General features: G+C 72.5%; 17 protein-coding genes. 9 read left to right on the forward strand and 8 right to left on the reverse strand.

The window, feature by feature from the left end:
* Position 1 precedes the first annotated feature (1 nt).
* Positions 2-1,774: a gamma-glutamyltransferase family protein gene (locus tag ACIRSS_RS07215; protein ID WP_400891635.1), complete on the forward strand. Its 1,773-nt coding sequence runs from the start codon at positions 2-4 to the stop codon at positions 1,772-1,774.
* A 1-nt stretch (position 1,775) separates the two neighbouring features.
* Here ACIRSS_RS07215 and ACIRSS_RS07220 read toward each other — a convergent pair whose 3' ends face one another.
* The gene (locus ACIRSS_RS07220; RefSeq protein ID WP_400891637.1) at positions 1,776-2,447 is read right to left on the reverse strand and encodes an SDR family NAD(P)-dependent oxidoreductase; all 672 of its coding nucleotides are present in this window, start codon (positions 2,445-2,447) and stop codon (positions 1,776-1,778) included.
* Between the two features lie 100 nt (positions 2,448-2,547).
* Here ACIRSS_RS07220 and ACIRSS_RS07225 point away from each other — a divergent pair, with 100 nt between their 5' ends.
* From ACIRSS_RS07225 to ACIRSS_RS07235, 3 genes are all read left to right on the forward strand, one after another.
* Positions 2,548-3,135, forward strand: coding sequence for a TetR/AcrR family transcriptional regulator (locus tag ACIRSS_RS07225; RefSeq protein ID WP_400891639.1), 588 nt, complete (start codon positions 2,548-2,550; stop codon positions 3,133-3,135).
* A gap of 73 nt (positions 3,136-3,208) precedes the next feature.
* Positions 3,209-3,628 carry a hypothetical protein gene (locus ACIRSS_RS07230; RefSeq protein WP_400891642.1) on the forward strand — a complete coding sequence of 140 codons (420 nt, stop codon included), beginning with the start codon at positions 3,209-3,211 and terminating at the stop codon, positions 3,626-3,628.
* A 100-nt stretch (positions 3,629-3,728) separates the two neighbouring features.
* Positions 3,729-5,219 carry an MFS transporter gene (locus ACIRSS_RS07235; protein ID WP_400891645.1) on the forward strand — a complete coding sequence of 497 codons (1,491 nt, stop codon included), beginning with the start codon at positions 3,729-3,731 and terminating at the stop codon, positions 5,217-5,219.
* A 22-nt stretch (positions 5,220-5,241) separates the two neighbouring features.
* On the opposite strand, the gene ACIRSS_RS07240 is transcribed toward ACIRSS_RS07235, so the two are convergent.
* Together ACIRSS_RS07240 and ACIRSS_RS07245 are read right to left on the reverse strand one after the other, a co-directional pair.
* Entirely contained in the window at positions 5,242-6,093 is an 852-nt protein-coding gene (locus tag ACIRSS_RS07240; protein ID WP_400891648.1) for a helix-turn-helix domain-containing protein, read from the reverse strand.
* 302 nt (positions 6,094-6,395) lie between these two features.
* Positions 6,396-7,298, reverse strand: a complete 903-nt coding sequence (locus tag ACIRSS_RS07245) for a LysR family transcriptional regulator (RefSeq protein ID WP_400891651.1) — start codon at positions 7,296-7,298, stop codon at positions 6,396-6,398.
* 87 nt (positions 7,299-7,385) lie between these two features.
* Here ACIRSS_RS07245 and ACIRSS_RS07250 point away from each other — a divergent pair, with 87 nt between their 5' ends.
* Positions 7,386-8,174, forward strand: a complete 789-nt coding sequence (locus ACIRSS_RS07250; RefSeq protein ID WP_400891654.1) for an SDR family NAD(P)-dependent oxidoreductase — start codon at positions 7,386-7,388, stop codon at positions 8,172-8,174.
* Here the strand turns inward: ACIRSS_RS07250 and ACIRSS_RS07255 are convergent.
* Positions 8,125-9,069 (reverse strand): LysR family transcriptional regulator, encoded by a 945-nt coding sequence (locus ACIRSS_RS07255; protein ID WP_400891656.1) that lies wholly within the window; start codon positions 9,067-9,069, stop codon positions 8,125-8,127. The genes ACIRSS_RS07250 and ACIRSS_RS07255 overlap by 50 nt on opposite strands.
* A 119-nt stretch (positions 9,070-9,188) precedes the next feature.
* Here ACIRSS_RS07255 and ACIRSS_RS07260 point away from each other — a divergent pair, with 119 nt between their 5' ends.
* From ACIRSS_RS07260 to ACIRSS_RS07270, 3 genes are read left to right on the forward strand one after another with little or no spacing between them, the layout of a single operon-like run.
* Positions 9,189-9,896 (forward strand): SDR family NAD(P)-dependent oxidoreductase, encoded by a 708-nt coding sequence (locus ACIRSS_RS07260; protein ID WP_400891658.1) that lies wholly within the window; start codon positions 9,189-9,191, stop codon positions 9,894-9,896.
* A 4-nt stretch (positions 9,897-9,900) separates the two neighbouring features.
* Complete coding sequence (locus ACIRSS_RS07265; protein WP_400891661.1) at positions 9,901-10,248, forward strand: SgcJ/EcaC family oxidoreductase; 348 nt, start codon at positions 9,901-9,903, stop codon at positions 10,246-10,248.
* Complete coding sequence (locus ACIRSS_RS07270; RefSeq protein ID WP_400891664.1) at positions 10,248-10,544, forward strand: muconolactone Delta-isomerase family protein; 297 nt, start codon at positions 10,248-10,250, stop codon at positions 10,542-10,544. The genes ACIRSS_RS07265 and ACIRSS_RS07270 overlap by 1 nt, the downstream gene beginning before the upstream one ends.
* Before the next feature lie 44 nt (positions 10,545-10,588).
* On the opposite strand, the gene ACIRSS_RS07275 is transcribed toward ACIRSS_RS07270, so the two are convergent.
* The 4 genes from ACIRSS_RS07275 to ACIRSS_RS07290 form a co-directional block, all read right to left on the reverse strand.
* Positions 10,589-10,969 carry an HPF/RaiA family ribosome-associated protein gene (locus ACIRSS_RS07275; protein ID WP_400891666.1) on the reverse strand — a complete coding sequence of 127 codons (381 nt, stop codon included), beginning with the start codon at positions 10,967-10,969 and terminating at the stop codon, positions 10,589-10,591.
* Between the two features lie 107 nt (positions 10,970-11,076).
* On the reverse strand, positions 11,077-12,375 hold the full coding sequence (locus ACIRSS_RS07280) for an NAD(P)/FAD-dependent oxidoreductase (RefSeq protein ID WP_400891668.1): 1,299 nt from the start codon (positions 12,373-12,375) through the stop codon (positions 11,077-11,079).
* On the reverse strand, positions 12,365-13,219 hold the full coding sequence (locus tag ACIRSS_RS07285; RefSeq protein WP_400891671.1) for an alpha/beta hydrolase: 855 nt from the start codon (positions 13,217-13,219) through the stop codon (positions 12,365-12,367). The genes ACIRSS_RS07280 and ACIRSS_RS07285 overlap by 11 nt, the downstream gene beginning before the upstream one ends.
* Positions 13,216-14,442 carry an amidohydrolase family protein gene (locus ACIRSS_RS07290; protein ID WP_400891673.1) on the reverse strand — a complete coding sequence of 409 codons (1,227 nt, stop codon included), beginning with the start codon at positions 14,440-14,442 and terminating at the stop codon, positions 13,216-13,218. The genes ACIRSS_RS07285 and ACIRSS_RS07290 overlap by 4 nt, the downstream gene beginning before the upstream one ends.
* Before the next feature lie 80 nt (positions 14,443-14,522).
* Between ACIRSS_RS07290 and ACIRSS_RS07295 the strand changes: the two genes are divergently transcribed.
* Positions 14,523-15,089 carry a TetR/AcrR family transcriptional regulator gene (locus ACIRSS_RS07295; RefSeq protein ID WP_400891675.1) on the forward strand — a complete coding sequence of 189 codons (567 nt, stop codon included), beginning with the start codon at positions 14,523-14,525 and terminating at the stop codon, positions 15,087-15,089.
* Positions 15,090-15,094 lie beyond the last annotated feature (5 nt).

The following is a 15,094-nucleotide window of genomic DNA, read 5'->3' on the forward strand; positions in this document are numbered from 1 at the left end:
CGTGCTCGACCGACCCGAACTGCTCGGCACCCGCGGGGCCGTGTCCTCCACGCACTGGCTGGCTTCGGCCGCCGGCACGGCGATGTTCGACCTCGGCGGCAACGCCTTCGACGCGGCCGTCGCGACCGCGCTGGTCATCCAGGTCGTCGAACCGCACCTCAACGGCCCGGGCGGCGACGTTCCCATCCTGGTCCACGACGGCGCGACCGGCGACGTCGAGGTCATCTGCGGCCAGGGCCCGATGCCGGAAGCGGCGACGCCCCAGGCGTTCCGCGACCGCGGCGTCGACGCGATCCCGGGGTCGGGCCTGCTGCCGGCCGTCGTGCCCGGCGCGTTCGGCGCGTGGCTGCGGCTGCTGCGCGACCGCGGGCGGCTCGACCTCGGCACGGTGCTCGCCCCGGCGATCGCCTACGCCTCGGACGGGTTCCCGCTGCTGCCCAAGGCGGCGGACATGATCGAGGTGCTCGCGCCGCTGTTCCGCGAGGAGTGGACGGCGTCCGGCGAGGTCTACCTGCCCGACGGGCGGCCGCCGCGGCCGGGGTCCCGGCTGCGCAACCGGCCCCTGGCCGCGACCTACCGGCGCATCCTCGCCGAGTCCGAGGCCGCCCCGGGCGGACGCGAGAACCGGATCGACGCCGCTGTCGCCGTGTTCTACCAGGGGTTCGTCGCCGAGGCGATCGACAAGTACCTGGCCACGGCCGAGCCGCTGGACTCCACCGGCCGCCGCAACGGCGGCCTGCTCACCGGCCACGACCTGGCGTCCTGGCGGCCGACGATCGAACCGGCGGTCACCGCGGACTACCGCGGCCACACCGTGCACAAGGCGGGTCCGTGGTCGCAGGGCCCGGTGTTCCTGCAGCAGCTGGGCCTGCTGGAGGGCTTCGACCTGGCGGCGATGGACCACGGCGGCGCCGAGCACCTGCACACGGTCGTCGAATGCGCGAAGCTCGCCTTCGCCGACCGGGAGGCGTTCTACGGCGACCCGGCGTTTTCCGACGTCCCACTTGGTCGTTTGCTCGATCCGGAGTACGCGGCGGCTCGTCGTGCCCTGGTGGGGGAGCGGGCGTGCGGGGCGCTGCGCCCGGGCCTGGACGGCTGGTTCCCGGAGCCGCCGCTGCCCGCCCCGGCCGACCCGGACTGGCGCGCCCAGCTCGCCGACGGGATCCCGGCGGTGGTGAAGCTGACCGCGGCCAAGGGGGACACGTGCTGCATCAGCGCGTCGGACCGCGAGGGCAACATGGTCGTCGCGACCCCGAGCGGCGGCTGGCTGAAGAGCTCGCCGGTCATCCCCGGGCTCGGCTTCCCGCTCGGCACCCGCGGCCAGATGGCGCTGCTGACCGAGGGGCACCCGAACACGGTCGCGCCGGGCAAACGCCCGCGGACCACGTTGAGCCCGACACTGGTGACCAAGGACGGCCGCCCCCATCTGGCGTTCGGCACCCCCGGCGGCGACCAGCAGGACCAGTGGACGCTGAACTTCTTCGTCAGCCACGTGGACGGCGGCCTGGGTCCCCAGGCGGCGATCGAGCAGCGGGCGTTCCACACCGACCAGGTCCCGTCGTCGTTCGCTCCGCGCTCGGCCCGCCCGAACAGCCTGGTCGTCGAGGCCGGGTGCCCGGCCGAGGTGGTCGAGCAGCTGCGCGAGCGCGGCCACGACGTCGTGGTGGCGGCGGAGAAGTCGTTGGGCAAGGTGTGCGCGACGGGTTTCGACGACGGGTTCGTCCTGGCGGCCGCGAGTCCCCGGGGTCAGCAGGCGTACGCCGTGGCCCGGTGACCTACCACGGCACGGGCTTGCCGTGGCGGTCGAGGAACCGCAGGCCGGGTGTGCCCGCCTCGGCTTCGAGCACGTCGACGACCGCCGGAATGCTCTCTTCGGGGTCCAGCGGCGCGTCGGGCCCGCCGAGCCGCGTGCGGTTGTGGCCCGGGTCGATGAGCAGCTTGGTCCGGCCGTCCGCGGCCGTCCGCGTCGCGTAGCTGCGCATCAGCTGGTTGAGCGCGGCCTTGCTGGCCTTGTACAGCTCGTAGCCGTCCTCGGTGTTCAGCGAGACGCTGCCCTGCTCGGACGACATGACGGCGATGGTTCCCCGGGGTTCGACGAGGTCGCCCAGGGCCTCGACGGTCCGCAGCGGGCTCAGCGCGTTGGTGAGCATGACCTCGGTGAAGACGTCCGCGGGGACCTCGCCGATGGGCGTGTTCCCGCGGTCGATCGCGGCGTTGACGAAGAGCAGGTCGAGCCGGCGCCCGGCCAGCCGTCCGCGCACCGCGGCGAGCTGGTCGGCGCTCGTCATCTCGAGGGACTCGATCTCGACGCCGTCCAGGGCGCGCAGGCCGGGGCTGTCGCGGCGGGCGGTCGCGATGACGTGCCAGCCGCGGCGGAGCAGCTCGCGGGCGAGGACGAGCCCGAGGCCGCGGGAGGCACCGACGACGAGGGCTTGCTTGGGGGACACGGGAACTCCTTCGGGTGGATTCATCCCGTAGACTAGACGCGACGTTGCGTCTAGACAAGACGTCGCGTCCAGTCAGCGGCGGCCCGGTAGGGTGTCGCGCATGCCCGACAGCCCCCGCCCGCGTTCCGGCAACCGGCGCGACGAAGCCGCGCGCCTGGCCGTGCTGCACGCCGCGGACGACCTGCTCGTCGAGCACGGCTTCGCCGCGCTGACGATCGAGGCGATCGCGCGCCGCGCCGGCGTCGCCAAGCAGACGATCTACCGCTGGTGGCCGTCGAAGGTCGAGATCCTCCTCGACACGCTCATCGAGGACAGCGCGAAGGGCTTCCCGGTCCCGTCGGGCAAGGCGACGGCCGAAGCCATCCGCGGCTACCTCCGCGCGTTCACCCGGTTCCTCACCCGCGACCCGGCGGGCAAGGTCCTGCTGGCGCTGCTGGCCCAGGCCCAGCACGACCCCGCGACGGCCGAGAGCTTCCAGGAGCGCTACCTCGGCCCGCGCCGCGAGCAGGAGCGAGCAATGCTGACCCGCGCGATGGAGGCGGGCGAGATCGCTCCTCGCCTGACGCCGGACGCGGCGCTCGACGCATTGCTGGGCCCGCTGGTGTACGCGGCTTTGACCGGCGCGAGCGTCCCGCGGGGCATGATCGCCACGCTGGTCGAGGACGTGCTCAAGCCCCGCTCGAATTGAGCCGCGCGAGGGTATGCTGGTGAAGCCACCGCCCTCCGCCCACGCGCCGGCGGCTTCGGCGAAGGGGGATTTGTTGTACAGCGCCGAGGATATTCGTCAAATCGATCTGATGGACTACTTGCGCGAGAAGCCTGGTCGCTACTTTCGGGGTGGCGAATTCGACCCGGTCGAGATGGCTCAAATGCTTGCGGGTGAGCCGATTCTTGTCGGTGCGAGCACCGTGCACATCTCCCGGCGGGGTCGCTGGCTGGTCGTCGAGTCCGATGTGGACTGGCTACGCGAGGTGGAGGACGTCGTCTTCGAGAGGATCATCCCCTTTCCCGATGCCGGCCCGAACAGTATGTTCGCCGAGGTCTTGCTGATGGCCTTCGCTCGAAGCGTGGCCACCGGCTCGGCGGCGGGAGTGCGGGTCATCAAGGGCGCGGATGCGGGTCCGCTCGCGGGGTCGACGCCGCGAGGCCGTTCAGTGGCGTTCGAACCGCCCCTCTCGTAGCCCGGTCAGGGGCGGAAAATGAGACCGGACCAGCCTCCGGGTCTCGGTTTCCGCACGTAGCGTCGGGGGAGACCGGGGCCACCGACGAGGGGCGAGGTGCATGCGGGCGGAGCTCGAACCAACCGGCGACGTCGTCCTGTCCACCGGCCGCCGCGCGTGGACCGTCGGCTTGATGTGCACCGCCGTCGGCCTGGTGATCGCCATGGTGACCATCGTCAACGCCGCCCTGCCCGCGCTCGCCGCCGACACCGGGGCGAGCCAGGCCGAACAGACGTGGATCGTCGACGTCTACACCCTCGTGCTCGCCGCGCTCGTGCTGCCCGCCGGCGCCCTGGGGGACCGGTACGGGCGGCGCGGGGTGCTCGTCGCCGGCCTGCTCGTCTTCGCCGTGGGCTGCGCCGCGCCCGTCTTCCTCGACACGTCGACGTGGCTGATCGTCGCCCGGGCCGTCACCGGGTTCGGCGCCGCGATGATCATGCCGGCCACGCTGTCGATCATCACCGCGAGCTTCCCGGCGCAGCGGCGCGGGCGGGCGATCGGGATCTGGGCGGCGGTGGCCGGCGTCGGCGGGCTCGGCGGCCTGGTGCTCGCCGGCGTCCTGCTGCAGCACTTCTCGTGGCACTCGGTGTTCCTCGGACCGGCGGTGCTGTCGGTCGTCCTGGTGGCCGCGAGCCTGACCGTGCCGACGTCGCGCGACCGCCATCCGCACGCCTTCGACGTCGCCGGCGCGGTGCTCAGCGCGCTGGCGATCGGGGCGGTGGTGTACGGCATCCTGCGCGTCGCGGATCTCGGCTGGGGCGACGGCGTCGTGCTCGGGTCGATCGCGGGCGGGCTCGTGCTGGGCGTGCTCTTCGTCGTCTACGAGCTGCGGCGCCCGTCGCCGCTGCTGGACGTCCGGCTGTTCGGCAACGCGGCTTTCGCGGCCGGCTCGGTCTCGGTGACCGTCCAGTTCACCGCGGCGTTCGGGATGTTCTTCGCGCTGGCGCAGTACTTGCAGCTGGTGCAGGGGTATTCGGCGCTGAAGTCGGGGCTGGCGCTGTGGCCGGTCGCGGTGTCGCTCTTCCCGCTGTCGCTGGCTTCGGCGCCGCTGGTGCGCCGGTTCGGGCTGCGGGTGGTGACGTGCGCCGGGCTCGCGGTGGTCGTCGTCGGCATGGTCCTCATCGGACAGCTGGACGCCGGAAGTGGTTATGTCGCCTTGGCGATCGCGGTGTGCGTGCTGGGCGCGGGGATCGGCGTGACAGCCCCGGCGGCGACGAGCGCGATCCTCGACAACGTGCCGTCGTCGCAGTACGGCGTGGCGTCGGCGGTCAACGACGCGACGCGCGAAATCGGTGCGGCACTGGGGATCGCGCTCGTCGGCAGCGTCCTTTCCGCCGCGTACACGGATTCGATCCGCTCGGCGACGGCTTCGCTGCCACCGCAGGCGCGCGAGGCCGCGGAGGGCTCATTGGCGGGCGCGCTCGCGGTGGACGCGCACCTGGCGCCGGCCGCCCGCGCGGCTTTCGCGCACGGCATGGGGATCAGCATGCTGGCGCTGGCGGCGGTCGTGGTGGCGGGCATCGTCGCGACCGCGGTGCTGGTGCGCCGGTAGCCGCGGTCCCGCCGGCGAGTGATCACCCGGTGACGGGCTCGGCGGTCCACGAAGCCAGGATCCGCAACGCTTCGTGCGCCGCCGAGCCCGGTTCCGCCGTCAGGACCATCAGGCGTTGCCCGCTGCCGTCCGGGCTTTCCCACATGTCGCAGTCCAGCGTGAGGGCGCCGACCACCGGGTGGTGGTAGTGCTTGACGCCGTAGCCCTGGCTCGTCACGTGGTGGGCCGCCCACCACGTGCGGAACTCCGGGTGGTGCACGGCCAGCTCGCCGACGAGCTCCGCCAGCTCCGGCGCGTCCGGATCGCGCGCGGCCTCCAGGTGCAGAGCCGCCACCGCCGTGCGGGCCGCTTCGTCCCAGTCGACGTGGAGCGCGCGCACCTGCGGGTCGGCGAAGAGCAGGTAGACGTAGTTGCGGCGGTTCGCCGGGTAGCGAGCGAAGTCGGTGAACAGCGCGGCGGCCGAGTCGTTCCACGCGACGATGTCCAGCCGCCGGCCGAGCACCATCGCGGGCGTCTCCGCCAGCTGGTCGAGAAGCCGTTTCATCGCCGGACGCAGCTTTTCGCTGGCCCGGCGCCGCGGCCGGCGGAAGGGCTTGCCGGCGAGTTCGTACACATAGGACTGCTGGTCGTCGTCCAGCCGCAGCGCGCGGGCAAGGGTGGCGAGCACCGAGGACGAAGCCTGCACCCGCCCCTGTTCGAGCCGCGTCAGGTAGTCGACGCTGATCGCGGCGAGCTGCGCGACCTCCTCCCGCCGAAGCCCGGCCACGCGCCGCGGCGAGGAGGGTTCCGGCAGGCCGACATCGCGCGGATCCAGCTGCGCGCGGCGCGCCTTGAGGAAGTCGCCGAGCTCCTTCGGCTGTCCGGTGGGCTCCATGAGTTCGATTGTCCCCCGGCCCGGGCGGCCGTGGGTGGGCAGGTTTCATCCCCCGATGTCAGCCGCGCAACGCGGTGGCCAGCGCCTCGACCGCGGCGGCGGCGCCCGCCGACCGGCGGGGCCCGGTGACCACACCGTGCTCCGGCCGCCCGGTGTCAGCCACGCAACGCGGTGGCCTGCTCCCGCACCGCGCTCCGGGCCCCCAGTCTCAGCCGCGCGGGGCGGTGGCCTGCTCCCGCAGTGCCTCGACAGCGGCGGTGGCGCCCGCCGGGCGGCCGCACCGCGCTCCGGCCCGCCCAGTCTCAGCCGCGCAGGGCGGCGGCCTGCTCCCGCAGCGCCTCGACCACGGCCGTGGCGCCCGCCGACCGCCCCGGCCTGGTAACCACCACCGCACTCCGCCCCCGCCACCCCGGATCTTCCACCGGGACCACCACCACCCCAGCCGGCACCGACGCCGCCGCAACGCCCGGCAACAGCGCCAACCCCAGCCCGGCCGCCACCATGCCCAGCCGGGTCGTCCAGCTCCGGACCGCCCACCCGACCCGCGGCTCGGACAGCGTCGGCCACGCACCGAACTGGGGCTCGCCTCGGCCGCCGCGGCCGACTATCCACGTCTCCTCCCGCAGGTCCGCCACCTCGGCCCGCCCGCGCCGGGCCAGCCGGTGCCCTTCCGGGACCGCGACGCGCAGGTCGTCCTCGGTCAGCACGTCCTGGTGCAGGCCCGCGAGGTCGTAGCCCGGCAATCCCGCGCCGACGCCGATCACCACCACCTCCGTGCGGCCGCCGCGCAGGCGGGCGAGCAGCGCCGGCGTCGCCCCTTCGTCGAGCGTGACGACCAGCCCGGGGTGCCGCGTGCGCAAGACGGCCAGCGCCCGGGGCACCAGGACCGCCGCCGCGGCCGGGAACGCGCCGACCGACAGCCGGCCCGCCAGCCGGTCGCGCAGGCCGGCCAGCTCCTGCTCCGCGGTATCGACGACCGCCAGCGCGGTCGCCGCGTGCCGGGCCAGCGACGCGCCGGCCGGCGTCGGGCGCACCCCGCGCGCGTGCCGCTCGAACAACGCCGTGCCCGCGGCGGCCTCCATCATCGCCACCTGCCGCGAGATCGCCGACTGCGTGTAGCCCAGCGACGCGGCCGCCGCCGTGAACGAGCCGCTCGCCGCGACCTCGCGGACCACCCGCAGCCCGGCCAGCGTCACTTCGCTCATGCCGCCAGCCTAGCCATGACCAGGCCGCATGGCTCTCATGAAAAGACATCGCTGGTGCTCATGGGCGTCCAGGCCGAGCATGGAAGCATGATTTGGTTCATCACAGGATCCTCGAAGGGCTTCGGCCGCCACTGGGCCGCAGCCGCCCTCGACCGCGGCGACCGGGTCGCCGCGACCGCCCGGAACCCCCGGCAGCTCGACGACCTCGTCGAAAAGCACGGCGACGCCGTCCTCCCGCTCCGCCTCGACGTCACCGACCGCGCCGCCGCGTTCGCCGCCGTCCAGGAAGCCGCCGACCACTTCGGCGGGCTCGACGTCGTCGTCAACAACGCCGGCTACGGGCACTTCGGCCGCGTCGAAGAGCTCACCGAGGACGACGTCCGCGCCCAGCTGGAGACGAACTTCTTCGGCGCCCTCTGGGTCACGCAGGCGGCCCTGCCGATCCTGCGCGCCCAGCGTCACGGCCACATCGTCCAGGTCACCAGCGAGGGCGGCGTGATCGCGTTCCCCGGCATCGGCGCCTACCACGCGTCGAAGTGGGCGCTGGAAGGGCTTTCCCAGTCCCTGGCGCAGGAAGTCGCGGAGTTCGGCATCCACGTCACCAACCTCGAACCCGGTCCCTATGCCACCGAGTGGCTGGACGTCGGCTCGCGCCGGAGCACGCCGAACCCCGACTACCCGGCCGTCGGCGAGGGCCACTGGGAGGTCGGCGACCCGCACGCCACCCGCGCGGCGATCCTCGAGCTCGTCGACGCCGCCGACCCGCCTCTGCGGATGTTCCTCGGCAAGTCGCTCGCCGCGGTCACCGACGAGTACCAGGCCCGGCTCAAGACGTGGAACGACTGGCAGGACGTGGCGGTGCGGGCGTTCGGCTGAGCGCCGCGTGCGGGTCGTCCGCCGGCAGCCACTCGAGGTCCGGCGAGCCGACGTCCCGGGTGAGCGCCTCGATGGTGGCCCGGACCGGCGCGCGGGTCTCGTCCCGGCGCGACACCAGCGACCACGTCCAGAACGGCGCCGGGCCGGTCACCGGCCGGCGCGCGAGATCGGGCGGGACGGGCGCCGTCTGGCCCTTGGGCGAGTTGAGCACCGGGCGCCGCAGCCGCCGGACGTGGTCGAAGAACGCCGCGCCGGTGATGCCGCCGTCCTGGATGCGCACGACCCGCGCGCCGGTGGCCTCCGCGAACTCCTCGGCGTAAGCGTTCCACGACGCCCAGCTGGCGGTGTCGGCGTCGACGAGCACGACGACGTCCTTCGCTTCGACGTCCGCGGTGCCGGTGCCGATCGCGTGGAGCCGGTCCGCGCCGAGCAGGTGGGCTTCGAGGTCGTGGTCGGCCAGGTCGGCGGCCCGCGCCCAGCAGATCGCCAGGTCGATGCTCCGGTCGGCGACCCGGTTCAGCTGAGCGTGCGAGGGCAGCACCCAAGTGTCGACGTGCAGGTGCGCGACGCCCGCGACGCGGTCGAGCAGGTCGGCGGGCCGCCAGTTGACGTACCCGAGCCGCACCGGCTCGCGCGCGGCGATCCCGGCAGCCGAGCGGCGCAACTCGTCGGCCTGCTCCAGCAGCGCGCGGACCTGCGGCAGCAGCGACTCGCCGCATTCGGTGAGGGTGACCGAGCGGCGGTCGCGGTCGAAGAGCCGCACGCCGAGGTCGCGTTCGAGCGCCTTGATCTGCTGGGACAGCGACGGCCCGGCGATGCGCAACCGCTCCGCGGCCCGGCCGAAGTTCAGTTCTGTGGCGACGGCCACGAAGTACCGAAGCTGGCGTAGCTCCATACCGGGAGCTTAATGCGGTGGGAGGTACGGCCTTCCAGCTGAGAGCGAACCGGTCGTGGCGAACCGGGTCCGGCGAGCAGATCCTCGGCTCTGGAAGCACCACCCACCAGGAGGTTTTCATGAGCACCCAGAAGGTCGCGGTCGTCACCGGCGCCTCGCAGGGCATCGGCGCGGCCGTGGTCGAGGCGTACCGGAAGCTCGGCTACGCCGTGGTCGCGAACTCGCGATCCATCACCCCGTCGGGGGACGCCGGGATCCTGACCGTCGCGGGCGACATCGCCGACCCGGCGGTCGGCGCCCGCGTGATCGAGCAGGCGCTGGCGACGTTCGGCCGCGTCGACACGCTGGTGAACAACGCCGGCGTCTTCATCGCGAAGCCGTTCACCGAGTACACCGGCGCCGACTTCGACCTGGTGACCGGCGTGAACCTGCGCGGCTTCTTCGAGGTCACCCAGCGCGCCATCGCCGCGATGCTCGAGGTCGGCGGCGGGCACGTCGTCAACGTGACGACCAGCCTCACCGACCACGCGAACAGCGCGGTGCCGTCGGCGCTGGCGTCGCTGACCAAGGGCGGGCTGAACGCGGTCACGAAGTCCCTGGCGATCGAGTACGCCACGCGCGGCGTGCGTGTGAACGCCGTGTCGCCGGGCATCATCCGCACCCCGATGCACCCGGCGTCGACGCACGAAGCGCTCGCGGGCCTGCACCCGGTCGGGCGGATCGGCGACCCGGGCGACATCGTCGACGCCGTCGTCTACCTGGAGGGCGCGCCGTTCGTGACGGGCGAGATCCTGCACGTCGACGGCGGCCAGAGCGCGGGACACTGACGTCATGGACATCTTGACCGGCGTGCTGGACGCGTGGAAGTCGGCGGTGGACGCGCACGAGCCGGCTCGGCTCGCGGAGTCGTTCACCGAAGACGCGATCTTCCAGGGCCTGCACCCGTACAGCGTGGGCCGCGACGGCGTGGCCGCGTACTACGCGTCGCAGCCGCTCGGCATGACGGCGGACTACCGGATCGTGGAGTCCCGGCGGCTGGCCGACGACGTGGTCCTCGGGTACGCGGAGGTCGACTTCGGCTTCACGGACCGGCCGACGTTGTCGGTGCACCTGAGCGTGGTCGTCCGGCGGGTGGGCGACGCGTGGTTGATCGCCCACTACCAGGTCTCGAGGCTCTGATGAGGGAATTCCTCGTCGACATGAGGACCACGGTCCCGCCGGGCACCCCGGACGAAGAGGTGGCGGCCACGCGCCGTCGCGAGGCGGCGCACACCGGCGAACTGGCGGCGCAGGGCCACATCCTGCGGTTGTGGAAGCCGCCGGAGGCGCCGGGGGAGTGGCACACGATCGGGTTGTTCGCGGCCGCGGACGAGGGAGAGCTGCAGGCGGTGCTGGAGTCGATGCCGCTGCACGTGTGGATGGCGGTGACGGTGACACCGCTGAAGGCGCACCCGAGCGACCCCGGCCGGGGGTGAGCGGTCGCGCCGCCCGCCGGCGACGACCGACGGGCGGCGCTCGCTCAGCCCCGCGTCTCGTCCTGCTCGACGTCCTCGTCCTCCGGAGCAGGCATGTGCCGGATGCTGTCGCTGCCCTTGTGGTCGTGGGCGCGGGAGTACCGGGAATCCAGTACCCGCCCCAATTTGTGCGCCGCACCGGCGTAGGCGTCATCGACGGTGGCGGCGTGGTGGGTGACGGCGACGGGTTGCTTGCCACCGGGCCGGGCTTCGATCACGCACTTCTTGTCTTCCGGCTTGCTGCCGCCGTCCTCGCTGAGGTGCACCTCCACCCGGGTCAACCACCCGCCGAACCGGGAGAGGCTGTTCTCCAGCTCGGTGGTCACGTAGGTGGCCAGCCCTTCGCCACCGTGGATGTTGTGGTCGGTGTTGACCTGGATCTGCACGAGCACCCTCCGAAACCGGGAATAGCGATGATCCCGGTCAGTACCACGAGCGCGGCCGGCTCAAACCCGGGCCGCGGCCGGCCGGGTGGTGTCCGCCGAGTTCCGGCTCAGCCCAGCACCGTGCCCGAGTTGGCGGTGTTCCGGCTGCGCTTGCGGGAGAACGCGCCCAGGTCGATCTCCAGGCCGGTGCGCGGGGCCCGGAACCGGACCGGCACCGCGTCGTGGTCGGCGCCGTTCTCCACGCGGTCGATCAGCTCCGTCATCAGCTGCCCCACGACCGGCGCGTTCTTGAACTGGTTGCCGCTCGTTCCGATCGCGACGTAGAAGCCCTCCAGTTCGGTCCGGTCGTAGATCGGCGTCCAATCGTCGGCGACGTCGTAGACGCCCACCACGCCGCGCGCCCGGTTGGGCACCGCCAGGTCGGGCAACCGCCGCGCCGCCCGCGTCACCTGGGCCTCGAAGACCGCGGCCGTCGGGTGGACGTCGACGGTGTCCGGGTCGTCGGTCCACTGCAGCGGATCGCACTCCGGTTCCGTTCCGCCGACGAGCAGGTCCCCGCCGACCTCACCGCGGAAGTACGTGCCCAGGTCCATGTCCGCCACCACCGGGCCGCCGTAGCCCTCCCGGACCGGCACGTGCGCCACTTCCTGCCGCATCGGGCGCACACCGACCGTGAAGTCGGAACCCACGCCCGCCAACCGGTTCACCGCGCCCGACCACGGGCCGGCCGCGTTGACCACGACGGCGCAGGGAATCCGGGTCCCGTCCGACAGCCGCACCGCCGTCACGCGCCCGCCGGCCTTTTCCACCGCTGCCACCGTGCTGCGGAAGCGGAACTCCGCCCCGCACGCCGAGGCTGCGGCGGCGAGGTTCACGGCGGCGAGGCCCGGGTCCGAGACGTATCCGGCGTCCGGGGTGTACACGCCACCGAGCGAGGTTTTCGCGTCCTCCCAGAATTCCTCGTCGTCGAGCCGCTTCGGCGGCCAATAGCGGCCGGTGTCGATCCCCGGGACGCGCTCGGCCAAGGTCGCGCTGTCCCATTCCTCGTAGGGGACACCGATTTCGTCGAACAACGGAAGCCAGGACGCGCGCGGAGCCGCCTCGACGTCCAGCATGACCAGCCCGCTCTTGCGGAACACCGCCAGATCGCCGACGTCGTGCCCGAGGTGGCCGGCCCAGTCGAGCCAGCCGAAGTGCGCTTCCCACGCCGTCGCCACCCCGGCGGTGGTGGAGAAGTTGAACCGGACGACCGCACTCGATGCCGAGGTCGACCCCTGGCCGGCGCCCGCGGCCCGGTCGAGCACGGTCACCCGGTGCCCCGCCCGCGCCAGCTCGAGGGCGATCGACGCACCGATCACCCCGGCCCCGATCACGACCACCTCGGCACTCGCGCGCTCACCGGGCACGGCAGGTCCTGAGGTAGCTGAGGAACGACGCCTGCAGGCCGGTCACGTGCGTTTCGCGCAGCACCGCGCTGGTGACGGCTCCGCCGCCGGCGGTCAGCCGGTGCAGGACGGTGGCCGCGTTCTTCGCGAGGTTCTGGTAGACGGCCAGGCTTCCGAGAAGCTCTTGGTCGTTGACCGTCAGGTGGAGCTTGGCGGCGGGCAGGCTGTCACCCAGTTTCTCGAGCATCGCGAAAACCTGGCTGTCTTCACCGACGACACCGGGGCTGCCCGCTCCGATGCTCTCGAAGAGCGTGTTGCCGGTGAGCCAGGCGTAGAGACTGAAGAGCCCGCCGTAGGAGTAGCCGAAGAGGCCGTGACCGCTCGCGGCGGTGCCGTAGTCGCGTTCGATCCGCGGGTGCAGCTCCTCGGTGAGGAAGCCCAGAAACGCGTCGGCGTGGGTTTCCTTCAATTCGGCGAGGTAGGCGTCGGCTTCCTCGCGGGTCATCGCGCCCGTCCGGATCCCCGTCTCCACGGCGTCGACGAACTCCGGGGCGATGGGCTCGCCGGGCGGCACGAGGTCCCGGTTGCGCAGCCGCGCCCAGTGCTGCGCGTCCTCGCCCGCGTAGCCGACGCTGACCTGGATGTAGGGCCGGATCTGCTGCATGGGGTCTTTCTGGGTGACGATGAGCGGCGCCGTCATGCCCACGGCCCAGTTGCCGTCGAGCACGTACACGGCGGGCGCCTGCGTCGAGGCCGGGTCGTAGCCCGGTGGTGTGGTGACCCAGACGCCGTAGTCGTGCCCTCCGCCGGACCGCAGCTCGAAGTAGTCGGTGTCGGCGAGGCAGCCCTGCCACATGGTGCTCATCGGAGGTCCTTCACGATTCGGCCGGCCTGCATGACGAGGACGGCATTGGCGGGATCAGCGAACAGCTCCGGGTCTTCGACCGGGTTGCCGTTCCACAACACGAGGTCGGCCTGCGCGCCGGGAGCGATGACCCCGACCTGGCCGGACAGGCCGAGGATCTCGGCGTTGGTCTTGGTGGCCGCCACCAGGGCGTCCATGGGGGTTTCGAGCTTCGCGCGCAGCCTGAGCTCTTCGCCGCGGCGGTCCTGAGCCGGGCCGATGAGGTCGGAACCCAGCCCGATCCGCACCCCGGCTTCCTTGGCGACGGCGAGCGCGTCGGTCATCCGCTCACGAACACCCAGCACCCGATCGCGGGTCGACGCGTCGAGGCCGGCGCCGGCGGTGTCGTGCAGCAGCTGCTCGACGACGGCGAACGTGGGCACGAGGGCGACATCGTGAGTGGCCATCAGGGTGGCCGTGGCTTCGTCGAGATCGGTGCCGTGCTCGACGCAGCGCACCCCGGCCTCGACCGCGTTGCGGATGCCGTCGTTGTTGTGGGCGTGCACCGTGACGTAGGTGCCCCGCGCCGCGGCTTCCTCGACGGCGACGGCGATCTCCTCGACGGTGAACTGGGTGTCGGTCAGCCGGTCGTGCGCGCCGACCACTCCGCCGGTCACGCAGAGCTTCAGGAAGGAGGCTCCGCGCCGGAAGGCCTCGCGCACGTTGCGCCGCAGCTCGTCCGCGTTGCCGGACATCATGGACAGGGCGCACAGGCCGGGGAGGTGGTGGTCGCTCCACCGCTCGGTGGGTTCCCATTCGGCTCCGTAGTAGCCGTGGCCGCCGATCTGGCACTGGACCGGTCCGCACGAGAGGACGCGCGGCCCCCTGACCTTGCCCTTCGCGATCGTGGTGACGAGGCCGCCGTCGACCCCGCCGGTGTCCCGGACGGTGGTGAAGCCGGCGTCGAGCGTCGCGCCGGCCGTGGCGAAGATGTCGGCCGCGAGCTCGGCGGCGCTGATCCGGAACGAGAACTGCGGCTGGATCGGGCTCGACAATCCCAAGTGGACGTGCGCGTCGATCAGGCCGGGCGTCATCGTCAGGCCGCCGGCATCGAGGCGCTCACCGCGTTCGCCGGCGGCCCCCACCTGAGCGATGACCCCGTCTTCGATGCTGACGTCGACGTCGACCGGGTCGCGGCCCGACCCGTCGACGACCGTCGCACCGACCACTTGACACGGTCCCATGAGTCGTTCCCTCCGCAGGCGCCGGCTGCGACCATGTGGGGGCAACGCGGCGGTTCTTTTCCAATGGATAAACTGTGGGAGTGATCCTGTCAAGCACGGAACGCCGGGGCGACGCGCGGGAGCGTCTCCTCGCCCGACTTCTCGACGCCTTCGGCGAGGACCTGCCCGCACCGGAGGTGTCGCTCCGCGAGATCGCCGTCCGGGCCGACACCAGCCACGCGCTCCTGCGCTACCACTTCGGGTCCCTGCCGGGCGTGCTGGCGGCCATGCTCGGGGCGCAGCGCTCCCGGGACAACGAGGTCCTGGTCGAGGCCGCCCGCCAGGGCACGTTCGACGACCTCGTCGTGGCGATCTGGCGGACCTACACGCGGCCGGAGCAGCTGTCGCGGGTCCGAGGGTTCTTCCACGTCGTGGGACTCGCCGCGTACAGCCCCGAGGACTTCCGCGAGTTCATCGACTCGCTCGACGACCTGACCAAGATGCTGGCGTCGCTGGCGGAACGCGAAGGGCTCGACCCCGGGGAGGCGCTGAATTTGGCCACGGTGACTGTTGCTGCGATGCGTGGCCTGCTCTTGCAGGAGGTTTTGACTCCGTCAGCCCACTCGGAGGACTCGGTCGCGTTGATCCTGCGCATGAGCAAACGTTGAGCCCT

This window comes from Amycolatopsis sp. NPDC101161 (assembly GCF_044768185.1).
Lineage (GTDB): Bacteria > Actinomycetota > Actinomycetes > Mycobacteriales > Pseudonocardiaceae > Amycolatopsis.